Annotated in this window: 23 protein-coding genes; 10 read left to right on the top strand and 13 right to left on the bottom strand. The window is 45.8% G+C overall.

Translation table 11 applies throughout. The features are described 5' to 3' along the window. Positions 1-23 precede the first annotated feature (23 nt). A complete protein-coding gene (locus K6T23_RS04820; protein ID WP_238283747.1) occupies positions 24-374 on the bottom strand; it encodes a hypothetical protein in 351 nt (116 codons plus the stop codon). A gap of 140 nt (positions 375-514) precedes the next feature. On the opposite strand from K6T23_RS04820, the gene K6T23_RS04825 reads away from it, so the two are divergent. From K6T23_RS04825 to K6T23_RS04840, 4 genes are all read left to right on the top strand, one after another. Continuing rightward, positions 515-1,288, top strand: coding sequence for a DUF7683 domain-containing protein (locus K6T23_RS04825; protein WP_238283748.1), 774 nt, complete (start codon positions 515-517; stop codon positions 1,286-1,288). 29 nt (positions 1,289-1,317) lie between these two features. Then, entirely contained in the window at positions 1,318-2,313 is a 996-nt protein-coding gene (locus K6T23_RS04830; RefSeq protein WP_238283749.1) for a hypothetical protein, read from the top strand. 147 nt (positions 2,314-2,460) lie between these two features. Then, on the top strand, positions 2,461-2,970 hold the full coding sequence (locus tag K6T23_RS04835) for a GNAT family N-acetyltransferase (RefSeq protein WP_273546604.1): 510 nt from the start codon (positions 2,461-2,463) through the stop codon (positions 2,968-2,970). A 55-nt stretch (positions 2,971-3,025) separates the two neighbouring features. Further along, positions 3,026-3,574, top strand: a complete 549-nt coding sequence (locus K6T23_RS04840; RefSeq protein ID WP_238283750.1) for a GNAT family N-acetyltransferase — start codon at positions 3,026-3,028, stop codon at positions 3,572-3,574. Between the two features lie 70 nt (positions 3,575-3,644). Here K6T23_RS04840 and K6T23_RS04845 read toward each other — a convergent pair whose 3' ends face one another. From K6T23_RS04845 to K6T23_RS04865, 5 genes are all read right to left on the bottom strand, one after another. Continuing rightward, positions 3,645-4,580, bottom strand: a complete 936-nt coding sequence (locus tag K6T23_RS04845; protein WP_238283751.1) for an LCP family protein — start codon at positions 4,578-4,580, stop codon at positions 3,645-3,647. Positions 4,581-4,881: 301 nt separating this feature from the next. Next, on the bottom strand, positions 4,882-5,397 hold the full coding sequence (locus K6T23_RS04850) for a hypothetical protein (protein WP_238283752.1): 516 nt from the start codon (positions 5,395-5,397) through the stop codon (positions 4,882-4,884). Positions 5,398-5,536: 139 nt separating this feature from the next. Further along, entirely contained in the window at positions 5,537-7,381 is a 1,845-nt protein-coding gene (locus K6T23_RS04855; protein ID WP_238283753.1) for a sensor histidine kinase, read from the bottom strand. Continuing rightward, a complete protein-coding gene (locus tag K6T23_RS04860) occupies positions 7,378-8,058 on the bottom strand; it encodes a response regulator transcription factor (protein WP_079515387.1) in 681 nt (226 codons plus the stop codon). Before K6T23_RS04860 ends, K6T23_RS04855 begins: the two co-directional genes overlap by 4 nt. Positions 8,059-8,242: 184 nt before the next feature. Beyond that, positions 8,243-8,674 (bottom strand): hypothetical protein, encoded by a 432-nt coding sequence (locus K6T23_RS04865; RefSeq protein ID WP_079515022.1) that lies wholly within the window; start codon positions 8,672-8,674, stop codon positions 8,243-8,245. 148 nt (positions 8,675-8,822) lie between these two features. On the opposite strand from K6T23_RS04865, the gene K6T23_RS04870 reads away from it, so the two are divergent. The 3 genes from K6T23_RS04870 to K6T23_RS04880 all read left to right on the top strand — a co-directional run bounded on the left by K6T23_RS04870 (position 8,823) and on the right by K6T23_RS04880 (position 10,211). Next, on the top strand, positions 8,823-8,999 hold the full coding sequence (locus tag K6T23_RS04870) for a hypothetical protein (RefSeq protein ID WP_238283754.1): 177 nt from the start codon (positions 8,823-8,825) through the stop codon (positions 8,997-8,999). Between the two features lie 59 nt (positions 9,000-9,058). Continuing rightward, entirely contained in the window at positions 9,059-9,394 is a 336-nt protein-coding gene (locus K6T23_RS04875) for a hypothetical protein (protein ID WP_238283755.1), read from the top strand. A 580-nt stretch (positions 9,395-9,974) separates the two neighbouring features. Continuing rightward, positions 9,975-10,211, top strand: a complete 237-nt coding sequence (locus tag K6T23_RS04880; RefSeq protein ID WP_238283756.1) for a hypothetical protein — start codon at positions 9,975-9,977, stop codon at positions 10,209-10,211. A 116-nt stretch (positions 10,212-10,327) separates the two neighbouring features. Here the strand turns inward: K6T23_RS04880 and K6T23_RS04885 are convergent, their stop codons facing one another. Beyond that, complete coding sequence (locus K6T23_RS04885; protein WP_238283757.1) at positions 10,328-10,996, bottom strand: haloacid dehalogenase type II; 669 nt, start codon at positions 10,994-10,996, stop codon at positions 10,328-10,330. Between the two features lie 143 nt (positions 10,997-11,139). On the opposite strand from K6T23_RS04885, the gene K6T23_RS04890 reads away from it, so the two are divergent. Then, on the top strand, positions 11,140-11,571 hold the full coding sequence (locus K6T23_RS04890; RefSeq protein ID WP_238283758.1) for a hypothetical protein: 432 nt from the start codon (positions 11,140-11,142) through the stop codon (positions 11,569-11,571). A gap of 127 nt (positions 11,572-11,698) precedes the next feature. Here K6T23_RS04890 and K6T23_RS04895 read toward each other — a convergent pair whose 3' ends face one another. Further along, positions 11,699-12,121, bottom strand: coding sequence for a helix-turn-helix domain-containing protein (locus K6T23_RS04895; RefSeq protein ID WP_142127011.1), 423 nt, complete (start codon positions 12,119-12,121; stop codon positions 11,699-11,701). Between the two features lie 160 nt (positions 12,122-12,281). On the opposite strand from K6T23_RS04895, the gene K6T23_RS04900 reads away from it, so the two are divergent. Beyond that, complete coding sequence (locus K6T23_RS04900) at positions 12,282-12,524, top strand: hypothetical protein (RefSeq protein WP_238283759.1); 243 nt, start codon at positions 12,282-12,284, stop codon at positions 12,522-12,524. A 376-nt stretch (positions 12,525-12,900) separates the two neighbouring features. Here K6T23_RS04900 and K6T23_RS04905 read toward each other — a convergent pair whose 3' ends face one another. The 5 genes from K6T23_RS04905 to K6T23_RS04925 all read right to left on the bottom strand — a co-directional run bounded on the left by K6T23_RS04905 (position 12,901) and on the right by K6T23_RS04925 (position 14,933). Then, complete coding sequence (locus K6T23_RS04905) at positions 12,901-13,248, bottom strand: SH3 domain-containing protein (RefSeq protein WP_238283760.1); 348 nt, start codon at positions 13,246-13,248, stop codon at positions 12,901-12,903. Between the two features lie 19 nt (positions 13,249-13,267). After that, entirely contained in the window at positions 13,268-13,561 is a 294-nt protein-coding gene (locus K6T23_RS04910; RefSeq protein ID WP_056533734.1) for a hypothetical protein, read from the bottom strand. 113 nt (positions 13,562-13,674) lie between these two features. Then, complete coding sequence (locus K6T23_RS04915) at positions 13,675-13,896, bottom strand: helix-turn-helix domain-containing protein (protein WP_079515034.1); 222 nt, start codon at positions 13,894-13,896, stop codon at positions 13,675-13,677. A gap of 10 nt (positions 13,897-13,906) precedes the next feature. Beyond that, on the bottom strand, positions 13,907-14,383 hold the full coding sequence (locus tag K6T23_RS04920; RefSeq protein WP_238283761.1) for a DUF2975 domain-containing protein: 477 nt from the start codon (positions 14,381-14,383) through the stop codon (positions 13,907-13,909). A gap of 139 nt (positions 14,384-14,522) precedes the next feature. Next, entirely contained in the window at positions 14,523-14,933 is a 411-nt protein-coding gene (locus K6T23_RS04925; RefSeq protein WP_056533740.1) for a hypothetical protein, read from the bottom strand. A 237-nt stretch (positions 14,934-15,170) separates the two neighbouring features. Here K6T23_RS04925 and K6T23_RS04930 point away from each other — a divergent pair, with 237 nt between their 5' ends. Then, the gene (locus K6T23_RS04930) at positions 15,171-15,869 is read left to right on the top strand and encodes a 4'-phosphopantetheinyl transferase family protein (RefSeq protein ID WP_238283762.1); all 699 of its coding nucleotides are present in this window, start codon (positions 15,171-15,173) and stop codon (positions 15,867-15,869) included. The last annotated feature ends 21 nt before the right edge of the window (positions 15,870-15,890 follow it).

The raw sequence follows: 15,890 nt of genomic DNA on the forward strand, positions 1-15,890 counted from the left end.
ATTGGTTCATGCAGAATACACGGCTACTCTCTACTAACGTTTATGGAAAGATAACTTGTTTGTGCGATTACGTCAATTTTATGTTCACCTTTTTCATACGTCGTCAGCGTTCCTTCTTGAAATGTTTTTTTCCATCCACCCGCTTTGATATGTGAACGGTAAAGGAAGGGAAGTCCATCCTCCTTCGCTTCAGAAGTACCAGCCCATGTGTACGATTCAAAGTCATCCCGACTCACTGTTTTTTTCGCCAATTGAGGGACTGGAAATCCACCGAATTTATCTGATTCTTTGTAAGAGAATACAGCCCATAACGTTAGTAGAACGGTTCCTAGAGAGAGAACGGACACAATCTGAATTACCTTTTTCTTATTCATACATACCCCCTGTTGATCTGCCTTCCGGAAAGGAATCTTGTTTCCATTATACTACAAATAATTTGATAATATTGGAAAAATATATGATATAGTGAAAGAGCATAAAATTTACATGACGGGAATAATGGAGGAATCGGCTCGTGAAACAAATCCATCATCAGTGGCGCGTCACGAAGTACAATCCGGATAATAGGGATGAGCATGGCCACTACGCAGTAGTAGAAGACTGGACTTCCCCTTGTGAGATAGGAAAAACCTTTGATGGAAACGAATTGACGCTCGATGACTATCTTCGGGTGGAGACAGCCTATCTGGATACTGCCATGGCCTTCATGGAGGAAAGCGGCATCCATTTCGTGCGGATCCTGGGGCTCGAGGAGCATATCACAGAAGAAAATCGGGCGAGTTTTTTATATGAGAACGAATTCGAACGACTTGTGCTAAAAGAAGACTCCTTGATCAGCCTGGATGACGTTCGATTGGTCATGAAGAGGGTGATACGAGATTTCATCTGGTGCCAGCTGTATAGCGAGGACCGGCTCTTCATCCATTTTGGGACGGATTACTATATGTATATCGGCTCCCATGTGGACTGTCCCTCGGCCATCGAATGGGCGGCCACCCACGGACTGTTTGTTGAGAATAAGCCGTCCCCGTATAGAATTTCAGAAGAAGAGATCATCTGGGAAATCGGATGGAATGCTCTGAAGGATGAGTCGAAGATCCTCGTGGGGGAAGAGGGCGTGACCGGCATCCCCCTGGATGAGTGCCGAAGGATCTTCCGCCTGTCAGCAGCGCATCCGGTGACTGGCTCATTTGAAATTCCACGTGACGAGAAGGATTTTTTTCAACGTTTTCTGGAGCATGAAATGGACTTTGATCTTTATGAGTATCGTTTTTGGGGTGGGCATTAATATATATGCAATAAAAGGGAGTGGTGTCAGTGGCGATAACTGATTTGTGTGAAGCCTGTAAAAGAAACGAGATTAACGTTGTAGAAACATCTGATGACCATAGTCAACCTTATAAACTATGCAATCAATGTCACGAAAGGTTAGTGAAATATTCATTACGACCTATTGAATGGTACAACTTAGCGGTTGTTCATTCCCCTAATAAATTTTCATTGCATGATGATTTTTATGAAGAAAACGGAGAGGCTTGCCAACCAGAAGAAGATATAGTTGTAACTAAAAAAGATAAAGCACCCACATTACGAGAGGTTCGAGATAATTTGGAGTCTTTATTAGACTTTTCGATCACCAGATGGTTTCTTGAGGATGATGTAATAAACGCCCTTAAAAAACACGATAACCAAAAGACTTTGAGTTCAGTGAAATCTAGATTTTATGTAACCGGAAATTACGAAGTGAAAACAAGAATGTTGGAAATCGTAGCTGATGTTTTAGGTACATCTGCTTCAGGGTGGGTAAGAGAGCTTTGGGAGAATTATGAGGAAGATTTACTTTACCCGATTTCTTGGGCGACAGCCAGTAGTTTGCCATCCGAAGAGGGATTAAGTAATATCTTTGGGAAATTGAAACTGGTAGGTGAAAAAGAATTGCCAATAGCGGCTTTTACCTGCTTACACCGCTTCCGCTCAAGTAATGTACTTGTTTGGATTGAGTCAACTTCCACAAGTTTTAACGATAATTGGGGAAGGCTGGCAGCCGTATGCTTCCCAACCTGGGAGAGAATGAAAACGTGGCTGAACAAAGGAAGACCTTTAAGTTTAATTGCACTGGATACAATGGCGAACTGTGTCAAAGGTTATGGCGACATGTATGTTGAGCAATTTTCTCCTAAGATCCTTTGTACAGACAAATATGAAGTAGAACCTATATTAAATGATTATTATCAAAAAGATGGAGTTCCACGTGTCAAAATGAAAGTAGCCAGAATAGTGGAAAACAAACAAGAGATATTTGATAAAGGTTAATGGTTGCCTCTACTTGTATAAAAGCGTGTCCACGCTACACACCCCTGAAGAGTTAAGTAGCGTCAGAAGAACAGGGATCTCAACATTGCAGCATATAGACAATGTGACCATTTTGATTTACACAATGCACGAAAGCAGGAATCCATCATGACAAAAAAAGAAGCGCCGATCATCCAAACAGATCGATTGGTTTTACGTCCAAGAGCGGAAAGAGACATTCCCAACATGCTCCAAATGTTTAACCACGAGGAAGTAAGAAAATACCTTGGAATCAATCCCCCTCGTGATAAACACGCCTTGATAGAAATGATTAGGAATCGTACTGAAACAAAATGGACGGTGGCACTAAAACAGACGGATGAATTCATCGGGGATGTCATGATTCCGACTATATCAGAAGGGTATCTTGGTGAAATCGGGTATCGCTTCATGAGGGAGCATTGGGGATGCGGGTTTGCGTATGAAGCGGTGTCCGCGGTCATCGAGCATTGTAGAAGCACATTACATCTTAAACGCCTATCGGCTACAATCGATAATGAAAATGTACAGTCGAAGAAGTTAATTGAAAAACTAGGATTTACGTTGGTAGCGGTGTTGCCCGAATCGAATTTGCTGGGCAGGGTTGCCGATGTAGCGTACTATTCTCGTATGGTATAAGTCTCCTTGGTCAATGAGGAATAGAATTAAATAGATTGGAATAACTAGAGGACAGGTGAAAAAGTTGAAAATCAAAAGAGTACATGAGTATGAGGTTGATGGTGCGCTAAGAAGTAGTATTCAAGAGTTACTGTTGGAGAGTTTTGGAGACGATTATCCAAAGGAAAGAGTATATTTTAAGCAATTGCCTCATTTTAGATACCTGGTTTTGAATGAAGACAATATGCTAGTTGCTCAAGTAGGGCTGGATTATCGAGTGATGAATCTCAATGGCCTTCCAGTAAACGTTCTTGGAGTCATTGATCTATGTGTCAAAAAGGAATACCGCTCAAATGGATTAGGCTCTTTATTGCTTTCAGAAATTGAAAAATTCAGTGGAGATAAGTCGATTGATTTCTTACTATTATTTGCAGATCATAAGGGTTTGTATTTGAAAAATGGATACCGATCCGTAATGAACGAATGTACATGGCTCAAAATAGATCATGAAAATCATCAATCTTTAGGTGTGGGAAAGGAAGTCATGAATGAACTGATGATGAAGGAGATTGGAAATGCGAAGTGGGAAAATGGATGTTTAGATTTATTAGGCTATCTTTATTAATGGAATCATACAAAACCCAGAGTCATCAACTCTGGGTTTTGTTAGGTTAACGATCTTTATATTGCCGCCATCACGATTCCTCTAAAAACGCCTGCACTTCAGCCGCATTCTCTTCCAACCCGCCTTCATCAAATTCAAGGACGGCGCCGACGTCATAACGGGTGTTATGGTAGGTATTATCCATCGGGAGGCGCATCGTTTCCACGTCCTTGGTCTTGCCGCGCACCACATCGGTTCCGACCGAGAGGAGGGTGCGGTAAGGGACGTTGGTGTCGACGGAGTTGTAGGCGATGCGAACGATCTTCGGCAGCTTGGTTATGGTGGAGAAGCTGCTCACTTCTTCCTTCAGCTTGCCGAAGACTTCCTGTTGGCGTTCGACGCGGCCGTAGTCGCCGTTCCCGTCGTGTCGGAAGCGGCTGTAGGCGAGAAGCTCCTTGCCGTGGAGTTTTTGCGTGCCTTCGGTCAGTTGGACGCCGAGGGCTTTTTTGTCTTGGGTCATTTCATACGTCGGTGTCACTTCGATCCCGTCCGGTGCAACGGCGTCGACGATCTCTTCAAACGAGTTGAAGTTGACCTCGGCATAAGAGTGGATGGGAATGCCGAAGTTTTCCTCGATCGTCTGCCTCATGAGTTCTGCCCCTCCGAAAGCGTAAGCGGCGTTGATCTTATTGTATCCGTGCTCCGGGATATGGACGTAGGTATCCCGCATAATAGAGACGATCTTAGGCTCTTTCGTGTTCGAGGAGTAGTTGGCGATCATGATCGTATCGGCCCGTGCCCGCTCGTCCCCGCGTGCATCACTTCCGAGGATGAGGACATTGGTGTTGTCGACCTGCTCGTCCGATCCGTTGAACTCCGTTTCCTCTTCGGCGCTGGTCTTATGAAGGGGGGAATTCCCGTTGGCGAAGAGATACCCTTTGACCCCGAAGGCGAGGAGGAGGGCGACGATAAGGAGAAGACCGACCCTTCTTTTTCTGATTCGTTTACGTCTGACTGTACGCTTCACTGTGTATCCACCTTTCATGTGTGAAATTCATTCTCTATGTGGTCGTTCACGACTGTCGAAAATCCCATATGCGCGTATCCGCATCATATCTTACTGTATAGCAGGGAGATAAAGATGAGGTGAAGATGGCGATGGAAATCTTCAGAGTGAAAGTGAAATGTTGAGAAGGGAATAGTGAAGTAGAGGAAATATAAATGTTACATGGGGACAGAAAAGCCCGGAGAGTAAGAGGAGAAGGGTGTGGCATGCCATTGATTGAAATAAAAAAGGAGGGGACTTTTTCAAGTCGCCCTCCCCTATGTTAGAAGTCTATTTTTACATTGTGCTCTTCTTCAAAGTCCATATTGTCCCATGAGAACGCATAAAGAATCATTTCAAGGTTTTCTTTAAGCTCAGGAATCTCTTTTCCATCGTCATAGCTTTGAATGGTAAGGATAGCATCGGCTTTCTTGCCACCTGAAATTTCTTGGCTCATGCTGAGCATTCCCTCATCGACCATCTTGCCATCAGCGGAAACTTCCCTCGCTTGAATTTCGATGGTATCATCACGTTTATTTTCAACCTCGAACATCACCTCAATGGTATCACCAAACACATCGTCTTCTTTCTTTTCCACAGAAATCAAGGTTGCTTTGATGTTTTCTGTGTCAGCGATTTCCTGGTTGAGCTTCTTAGGCTCTTCCTTTTTGGTTTCTTCCTTTTTGGTTTCGTTCTTGGATTTTTCACTGGAATCAACAGACTTTGGTTCTTTTGTTTCCGTTGTGCCACAAGCTCCCAAGAGCAGGGCAACAAGTACGACTACTAAGAATTTTTTCATACTTACGCACCTCCCAAAAGATTGTATCACATGATTCGACCTTTTGTATCAGTTTATTTACAAATAAATCATTTAGATTACAAGCTTTTGGAGGAAATCTTTTATTCGCAAAAGAGCAAAGTATTATAGTATTTGGTAGCTAAATCCGTTTCAACGTAAACGAAAAACAAACGCCACTGTCCGTGTTCTGTGCGGAATACTCTGCGTCATGGAGCTTCAGGATGTTCTTTGCGATGGCAAGGCCGAGGCCGGTGCCGTCTTTGGCTCGTCCGGCTTTCTTCTCTTGATAGAACTGGTCCCAGATCCTCTTCAGCTGGGTTTCTTCGATGGGCTCGCCTTCATTGATGATGCTGATCCGCACGTGGTCGCCGTCGGGATGGGCTTCGATGGTCACTTGTCCGGCTGGCGGTGTATGCTTGATGGCGTTTGATAGGAAGTTGCTGAGCACCTGCTCGATGCGGTGCTGATCGGCGAGCACGGTGCCGTCTGCCACGTCCATGTGGATCTGGAGCTGTTTCTCCTGGATCTTCATCATGAGCTGATTGAACACGTTTTGAATCGCCTCTTTGACGGGGAACGCTTCCGGCTGGAGCTGGAAGGTGCCGGACTCGTACTTGACGAGCTCGAGCATGTCGACGATGAGCCGGTCCATGCGGCTCACTTCCCGGTTGATGGCGTCGAAATAATGATCCGTGCGGTCTTTGGCAAGGCCGTCCTGGAGGATTGCCGTACAGCTCTGGATGATACTGAGGGGTGTCTTCAGTTCATGGGACACGCCGGCGATGAAGTTCTTGCGCGTATGTTCGAGCTGCTTTTCCTTTTGGATCTCATGCTGCAGCTGGTTGATATGGCGGTGGAGGTTGTCGGATAGATTGTTGATGCTCTCCGACAGTTCGCCGATTTCATCGGTGGTCTTGATCGGGATGCGCTGTTCGAACTGAAGATTGGCCATGTCCTTTGCCGTCTTGTTGATGTTCACCAAAGGCTGTGTAATCTTTTTTGAATAATAGAAGGACCCGAGTAGGGCCAGGATGACCGCTCCGATGATCACGTAGATGTAATAATCCTTCAGCATTTCCATTGCCTCATCGATCGGCTGGAGGGACGTCATCGAGATGAAATAAAGGGGTTTCCCGTCTTCATCCAGCTTCTTGTCCACGAGGATCTTGTAGGAGACGCCATTCCGCTCATAGCTCTTCGGTGAGGACTCGACGGGATCATGACCCGGGCGGAGGAGCAGATCCGCCTGAAATCCTTTGACCTGTTCCAGGAACACGCGATTCGATAACACCGGGTTCATCTGGAACGGGTATTGTTCCGGCGTATGCGTGGCATCGACCTTCCCGTACAGGATCTTCTTCTTGAGGGATTGTTCCCGTGTGTGATCGATCCGGTCATCGAGTACCCGGTTCCGCATATAGTCCATGTAGCTGTCGATCCCGCCATCGAAGATTTCGAAGGGGCTCTCCCGGTTGTTCAGGTGATGTTCTTTATCCACGACCATTTCGTAAGGATACAGCTCGTCGCCTTTTGCAATCGCCTTGACCTCAAGGACGTGATCCCGGTAGTTCTCCAGGGCTTCGAGGATCGACGTATCAGATAACGAGTTTTCGAGATAGGCCAGGGGGATCGTGTACTCCTGGTCCATATTGGCCACGATGCCGCCTTCCTCGACGAATCCACCCGTGATCGTGAGGGTGTAGTCTTCAAGGGTCTTCACATAGCCCTTCTCATCGAGGACGGTGATCCAGGCATTCGTCTCCTGATGGAAGCTGCGTTCCAGCTCATGGTTCGCCCGCTCCCCATCGTCGAGCTTCAGGTATTCCTTCTGGAACTCATCCATGGAATCGGAGAGCTCCCCGATCTTGCTCGATTCATAATACTCATCGAAGAAAAGCGTCTGGCCGACGTAGATTCCCCCGACCATCAGCATGCACAGGGCAAGGGTCAGGAAGAAGAGCTTGAGGAAAAGGCGGCTCTTCATACCAGTCCCTCAAACTTGTACCCGGCCCGCACGATCGTCTTGATCATCCCGGCGCATGCCCCGAGCTTCGAGCGCAGGTTCCGGATGTGGGTATTGAGGGACCGCTCATCCCCTTGGTATTCATAGCCCCAGATCTTGATGATCAGCTGCTCCCGGGAGATGACCATGTTCTCATTGAGCATGAGGTATGACAGGATTTCGAATTCCGTATGGGTGAGGGAAACCTCTTCATCTGCCACCTTCACCGTCCGGGACCCGAGATTCACCTGCAGACCGCCCGTCGTCAAGGCGTCATCGTCCTTTGTAGTAGGCTGGGTGCGCTGCTGGAGGAGGCGCTTGGCACGCGCCAGCAAGATCTTCGGGCTGTAGGGCTTCGTCACATAATCATCCGCCCCGAGTTCGAATCCTAGGATCGTATCCTCCTCATCGGACCGCGCCGTAAGCATGATGATCGGCACCGACGACTGCTTCCGGATCTGTCGGCACACGTCCCAACCGTCACGGCGGGGCATCATGATATCCAATACGATCAGATCAACGGAGTGGCACCCGAAGAGCTCGAGCGCTTCCTCCCCGTCCCCGGCTTCCAGCACCTCATAGCCTTCATTCACAAAATAATTCTTACTGATTTCCCGGAGGATCTCTTCATCCTCTGCGATTAACACTGTCTGTTTCATCCTATCTAAACCTTTCCGGATCTTGTTTACCGTTCCAAATTCCACCTCATTATAAGCTCTTTGGGGGGAGGATTCAAATCTACTTACAATATGGTTTTGGGACTGTGATTCTGCATGCATTAAAAAGTAATTGAAATTAAAAATCGCATGTCCTGATGAAGGATATGCGATGTAATGATTATATTTATTTTTCTAATCTTAATGAATAAGCTTTGTCTATAAACGGTATGATTTGTGACAATTCATCAACCCATTCAAGCCTAATATAAGCTTCTCCCGGGGTTGGTTTAATGTTATCTGAATTTTGATAACGATGTTTTAATAAATTGTCAAGTTCATGTTGCATGTTAATAGAGGTAGCTGTATGAAGTTTCTTACCCAAATGTAACACAACACAATGTTTTCGACTTGTAGTAATGGAGAGGAATTTATAACTCCCTTTTTTACTTATATACCCGATGTAATCAGTTCTCGCGCCGTCTTTCCGACTATCGTGATAATCTTCCACATAGTTGGCATAGGGACTTTCACGGTATAAGTAGTTGTCAATTTCTTTTGCCAGTGATCTTGCTCTTTGTGTTTGGAACACATCAAAAATCATTTCTTTTGTATTCATATTTTATCCCCCATCCTCTCTAATTTTAGTATACCCTTTGCCAAATTAAATGACGATTCCCTTGTTACTGAAGTATTATCTCCCTTCAGAACCTTCCAAATATATGGTAATGTTTATATATAAAGCGACAGAGGGGAGCGTGCATGATATGGTCTCATGGTTAGTCGCCATCATGATCCCACTTGGACTCATCACCCTGGTTGTCATCCGTAAGAGAAAGAAACAGCCATCGACCCGGTTTATGATCTGGTGGATTGCTGCCGTGACGGTGTGGGGCGTGATCAGCATCAATCTTGTGCCATGGTTGATTGGTAGAGTGCTATAGATGGGGTTGGCGTAGATGGATCTAACACTCTAGCAAGTGAAAGAAGAGAAGGTGATAGGGTGAGTAACGGAGCATCAACTGAAAATATGACTATTCGCAACAAATTTCTGGCCTTCGTACTCGTGCCGACGATCATGTCAGCAGGGGCGGGCGTCCTTTATCTGGTCTACTCATTTGGAGACATCCACGGCCAGAGCGTTTTGGCCCTGATCGCGACACCTTTTCTTTACTGTGTGTTGTATCAACCCATCTTTGAGAAGGATGAATGTATGAATGTATATGGGACCGATGGAGACTTACGTTTAAAAGAGAAGCTCAAGAAACATAAAGGAACTTTGATGAAATATTGTATGGTCACGGCCATTACAGCTTTTTTTGCAATAAACATGCATTGAGGAAAGAACGTAAGGGTAGATGGTAATTAACCTGTCATACTTTTACAAAGTATCCTGTTAGTTAATGATTCCGAGACGATCATAAAGTCCAACATAGCTTTAGAGAATAGAAGGTGCTGACTTGAATTCGGAGGCAAAATTAGATGTACTGTCCAGGTGGAATAAAGTAACGGCATATGTAATCATCCCGGTAATCATTTCGATTATGTCAGTCACGATCTATAGTGGAATAGTGCTTTTTGGACCCAAGCTTGAAGTCGCCATTCTTATGGTGATGATTGTCTTTGGCATGTGTGATATCTACATGCCTATAAAAGAAAAACATGTTATGTTGAAGGTCTTTTATGAAGATGGACATTTAAACATGTACAAGAAACTAGCCACTAATAAAAGAATATTGATATCATACATCCACGCATTATTATTTCCCGTCTTGGTTGCGCTCCTCACACACTAATTGCATGAAAATAATCCTTGGGAAAAGCTGCGATCTTCATTATTTTTCTTCTGAATCCGGTAAATGGGCGGACTGTACGCATAAGTATAGGGTAAAAGAAAAATCCGAAAGAGGGGTCAATGCATGAACGAACCAGGAGGAAAGACATTCACGACGATTGTAGGCTGGGTCGCTGCAGTTGCTGCAGCATTGTTGTCATCCATGGTGCTGGCGGTTGTAGCGTTGGTGGCTGGTTTTATCCTTTGGCATCACTTCAGGGACCGCAAGATGGGAGGAGCCCTGATGATTGCTTCTGCTCTTAGTCTGGTGATTGCCTTTATGATTGGGGTTTGGATCGTTAGTTCGTTGAGTATGTGGTGAGGCAGGTGAGCTGGTAATCGATAAAGCAAAACGTAGTCAATCACATCACAAAAAATCTTCGGGTGTATAATTATGACACGCAAAAAGGATCCGATTTCCACATCGGATCCTTTTACTTATTTCCACTCAAGAATGCCTGTTAAATCGTCATACTCCACATCCGGCTCCAGTCCGAGCTGTTCGGTGGGGGCGTGGCCGCGGTTGATCCAGGCGGTGTGGAAGCCGAAGTTCTTGGCGCCGGAGATGTCCCAGCCGTTGGAGGACATGAAGAGTACTTCTTCACGTTTCACGTCGAGCTCCTTGAGGGCATAGGTGTAAGCGGCGGGTGCGGGCTTGAACTGCTTGACGTCATCGACGCTCAGAACCGAGTCGAAATGGTGAGCGAGACCGGCGTTTTCGATCAGGCTGTCGAGCATATGCTGCGTGCCGTTCGACAGGATGACAAGCTCCTTGTCCTTCAGCTCTTGGAGGACGCTCTCGACCTCAGCGTAATGGGTGAGGTGCGTGTAGGCGTCGATCAATTCATCTTCTGCTTCCGTCGTCCAATCGGCTCCGTTTTCCATGAGGGCGTAGCGAAGGGACTCACGGGTGACCGTGACAAAGTCTTCGTACGTGCCCATCACTTGTCTCAGGAAGAAGTAATCGAGCTGTTTTTTCCGCCACGATTGGCTGATGGCTTCGCCTTTGTCGGGGAAGAGTTTGTTGCACGTGTCCTGTACGGAATGGACGTCGAAGAGGGTGCCATAGACGTCGAATATGAATGCTTTGATGGTTGGTTTGGTCATGGGTTTTGTCTCCTTTGGTGTGATGGGTGTATGTTTCCCTGTTTGGTTGGTGGTAAACAGGACGGAATAGTTTAAATGTAGTAGTGGAAGAACCTGGGTATCGTATATACTTATAGGATCAGAATGTAAGAGGGGTTGGTACGATGTCTGTTTCGTTTCAACGATTGGTTCCGATTTTTCTGATGGCTTTCGTCCTTACCTTGGCGGCCATCTGGACGAATGCACCGGGGTTCATGACGGGCTATTCTGCGACGGCGTTTGATTTGATGGTATCGGTGATCTTTTTCCTTGGGTGGTTGTTGATCAGCCTCGCGCCTGGGATCAAGGGGGAGAGATCATTTCTTGTATGTGCAGGTGGTTATTGGGGACTTGGGCTCGTGGTGAGCGTGTTTGGCATCTTTGCACCATACGATGAACTGTTGCTGTTCCGCATCTGGTTCGACGGGCCCGCTCACGGGCTTGGACTGCTGATGGGGCACGGGACGCTGCTCAAGCTTGCGGTGCCGATTGTAGGTCTTAGCGTCACGTTAATGGGCTATGGTGCAGGACGAACCTTTAGGCAAAAAGCTCGCTGAAGTTTGAAGAACCGAATGCCATTTCTCACCTTTTTCCTCCGTGGAAAAGGTTTTTTTCGTCCACCGTACCTGGGGTAGGGAAACAAGACCATAAAAAATACGCCCTGCACATGGGGCGTATGGTTGATCAATCAAGTGAAAGGCCGGAAGCCTTCAACACGTTCTTCTTATACATTTCCTTGACGGTCATGGGCATCTTGCGTTCGTTCACCCACTCGTCTTTGAGCATCAAATACTCTTTGCGCATCTCCTCAGGGAGGACCACCTCATAGATATCGCTCAGGCGCGTGACCTTCAGGGCTGCCATGATGGAAAAGAGCTGTGTTTTATTGATGGAGGTTCCCTTTCCGTTAACCATTTCGGAAATCGTTCCGACCCTCATCCCCGTCATCTCGGCCAGCTGCTTCTGGGTGACGCCCCGCTCTTTTAACAGCTCATCAAGTTTCACCACAAAGTGAGCCCCGCTCAGTTCCATCGCCGTATCCACCACGACACTATTCATCATGCTGTGGCCGCCTTCAATCAATGTATCCACTTCAATCTTCTTCATTTCTTCTGTCTCTCCAATCGATGTTCAATTCCCTTTGCCGGAGCTTATCATACCAATAGACTCCTGAATATGCCACTGATGGGATTGAAGGAAGGGGAGATACAATTTTTGTAAAAAGGTGTATAGTGGAGGGAAACGAAAAAGGAGAGGGGGACGAAACATGTTCTTCAGAAAAATGACGGAGGAAGAAAAGAGGAATTCAACAAAAGCGAGAGGGACGGCCTTTTCCGTTTTATTGATCGTCTTGTTGGGGCATTCCGTTTATACGTATGTAAAGACGTCGGAGACAGGGGCTTCATTTACGATCATGCTGGTGGGGGTGGCGGTGTTTTTTGGGAGTGATTTTCTTTATAATATGCGATCTAAGTGGCGAAATAGAGACGGAATGAACGATGGAAGGTGATGACAAAGCAGAGAATTTGGATGGCGATGGAAATGTGGGCAATCAGAGAAGGGGTTGGAATGTTTTATCTATATAAAAAGAGCCTTCATGTAAAAATAGATGGGCTCTTTTTTCCCTCAGCTTATATCCCTTACTCGATACCTGATATACTCCGCCAACACCAAAGCACCAATTAGGGCTCCTGGAATAGAAAGCGTAAGAATCCTGCGGTGCCAGTTCAGGTTATGCCTCATAACGAGACCTGAAGCGAGTAAGGTAATCAAGAATGTTTTCACAGTCAATCTCCTTTCAGTTTATACATGAATGTCCTCTTAGTGTCAGTCAGTTTCTTGTTTCTATTCAGGCAACAGCAAAAGCCACCCGACGATGGGTGGCTTTACGTTATTTTCTTGAGACAACTATCTGGTATCCAGCCTTCCTCACCGGTGTCTCTGCGGCAGAAGGTCCATTCATTCAGTTGATGCAAACCTTTCAACGATTCTCCTGCCTCCACCGTAAGTTCATAGGCTGAATAGTCTTCGGATACCGTAGCGAAGCGGGTTAATTTACCCTGCGAGAGGATCTGCTTCGGAACCCATCCCTTTTTTCCGGAAGGTGAGGTACAGAACATCCAGTTAGGGTATTCTGTGTCTTCTTTTCCGTAGATGACCTTGTCCCCGGTTTTCAATGTGATAGGATCCGGATAGGTGGAGTGGTGAGGCTTGATAACGACGTAATTATTCATTTCTGGACTCCTTTCATAGTTAGCCAAGAAGGATCCCCATCACCAAGATACATCCAGTAACCAGCATAAGAACCACTGATAACAGAATCGTGGCCATGCTCTTCGCATAGGTACCGCCGTTATCCACCCCAAATAGTCCAGCAAATCCGGCAAGGAAGGAGAGGACGGTAAGAACCAGGACGATCGATAACGGGTGGATATGGAGCCTGCTCTCTGTAAAGGTGACGATCATGGATGATGAAGTGGCAAGGAAGAACAGGGGGATGCTGATAAGGGTGGCGATAAAGGACGCGTTGTTAAGAGTTTGGTTCATTGAGCCTCCAGGTTCTGTTTTAGAATATTTTACCACATTGGATGATTTATGTGGAAAAGAAAACGCCATCTCCCTGTCTCAGGAAGATGGCGTTTTTGATATAGATGAAGGGGTCAAGGCGTTTCCTCGACTTCTTTCACATACTCTAGTATATCCCCGGGCTGACAGTCCAGCGCTTTGCAAATCGCTTCAAGGGTGGAAAGTCGGATGGCTTTCGCTTTCCCGTTCTTGAGGATTGAGAGGTTGGCCATGGTGATGCCGACTTTCTCGGACAACTCCGTGACACTCATCTTCCGTTTGGCCAGCATGACGTCGATATGAATGATGATTCCCATCGTATCCTCCTCACACCGTCAAATCATTTTCAGACTTAATGAAAATGGCTTCACGTAATAATTTTTGGAGGACGGCAGCAAAGACCGCGATGACAAGGGAGGCGAAAATCGGGACAAGTCCAACGAGGATCAGCCCCGGTGCATCATCCTTATCAGCGACCATGAAGACGAACGGGAACGCGGCAACGTAGAGAACGCTGACCGAGAGCGCATACCGTTTGATCTTCTTCAGGATCGTCACGGAGCGATCGGAGAACGCCTCTTGGCGATCGATGAGCCCAAGGAGCGAATAGGACTGGACCAGTGCCATGATGAAAGGGATCACGGTGATATAGATCAGCACAACGGCTGGATAGAGTAATGGTGCGTACTCCGGATCAGCTGGGTTCCGGACCAATTGGACGGCCCCTGCGACGCAAATAGCGAGGACGGGGATGCCCATGCAGAACAGAACGACCTTGAGGAATAGTGTTGAGCCTTGTTTCATGTAGGTCACCTCTTATGGTTTCTTATAGATGAATGTATCATTTTATTTATTGATTTACAATAAATAATTGTTAATACATGATAAAAAAGAGCAACCGTTGCTTGATCAGACAACGGTTGCTCTTATGTTGTTGATGGGTTTACCTTTCATGAGTGTAGATCAATTCTTTCGAGCCCGTTTTGTAGCTGAAATCAATCTCTTCTTTCTCAAACAGCGCTTTATCTTCTGATACCAGAACGACCGAGTATCGTTCGTCCTTTTTTAGTTCGACTGGGAGGGATGAGATTTTCCTGGTTGTATATTCTTCAACGGTATTGATTTCCTGATCATCTAGTACATACGCATCCTTGATCTCTACGCTTCCCACTTGGATGGCTTCGAGTATCGTGTTTATTTCAATATTTTCAGGAGTGAACTGTATCTTCATATAGTAAGTGGATGGGGGTTCCTTGTATTCTGTTATCTCATGTGTATGGAATTTATCTTCCTTGCCGCAGCCTGCTATCAGAACCAGTCCAATGATCCAAAAGTGCATAAATGATTTTTTCATTGGAAAACCCCCTTCATAGTCATTATACATCCCTTATTTAATAAAAGTACGTTTAGTACAAATTAGCCGCTTAGGAACAATGGACCTAAAATGGTTCCAAATAGCTTATTAGTTTACTAAGCGGAAATCCTCTGAGTGGTCATTCTAAAAACCGGTAATTCACGCAATAGATTAATCTATACCTGGCCTATATCATAGTAAGAAGATAGTAAGACTGTTCGCGGGAGGGGAGATAGATTGAATTTGAAAGAAAATGAAGTGCATATTTGGTGGACAACGTTTGATACGTATCATAAAAATCTGAATCATTTAGATAAAGTAGAACAGGAAAAAGTAACCCGTTTAAAGTTTCCAAAGGATCAAGAGCACCAAGCCATAACCTATACTTTTTTAAGAGATGTCTTGGCAGTGTATACTGGGCAACGTCCCGAAGATATTGAGATAAGTAGGGATTGCTTGGGATGTGGGGCTCAACATGGGAAACCGGCGTTATTGAATGAAAGTCAAATCAAGTTTAACCTTTCTCATACTGCTCATTTTGTAGTGGTGGGAGTAAGTAACGGTGAGTTGGGGATAGATATTGAAGAAGCTGATGAAGCCAAAGATGTGGAGTTTCTTTACTCAGCCCTTTCACAATCTGAGAAAGAACAAGTAGACCCCAAGGAAAAAACAAAAGGATTGCTCACATATTGGACGCGCAAGGAATCGATTGTTAAAGCACTGGGAGTCGGATTGACGATTGATTTGCAGGCACTGGTGCTGTCTGGGTGTAGTGAAGCTCCTCGTATTATGGCTTTTCCAGATGGGAAACTTCCTAATGCCACAATGGTGGATTTCGAGTTGGAGGATGTAATGGGTTGCGTGACGCTTCTTGAAGCCAAAGAACAACCCGTAAATTTGATTTTCCGTCGACACGCTGCTTTTTGTCAATCATGAAGAAACCCACCATCTTGGTGG

The sequence above is a fragment of the Rossellomorea marisflavi genome, assembly GCF_022170785.1.
In the GTDB taxonomy this organism is placed as follows: Bacteria; Bacillota; Bacilli; order Bacillales; family Bacillaceae_B; genus Rossellomorea; species Rossellomorea marisflavi_B.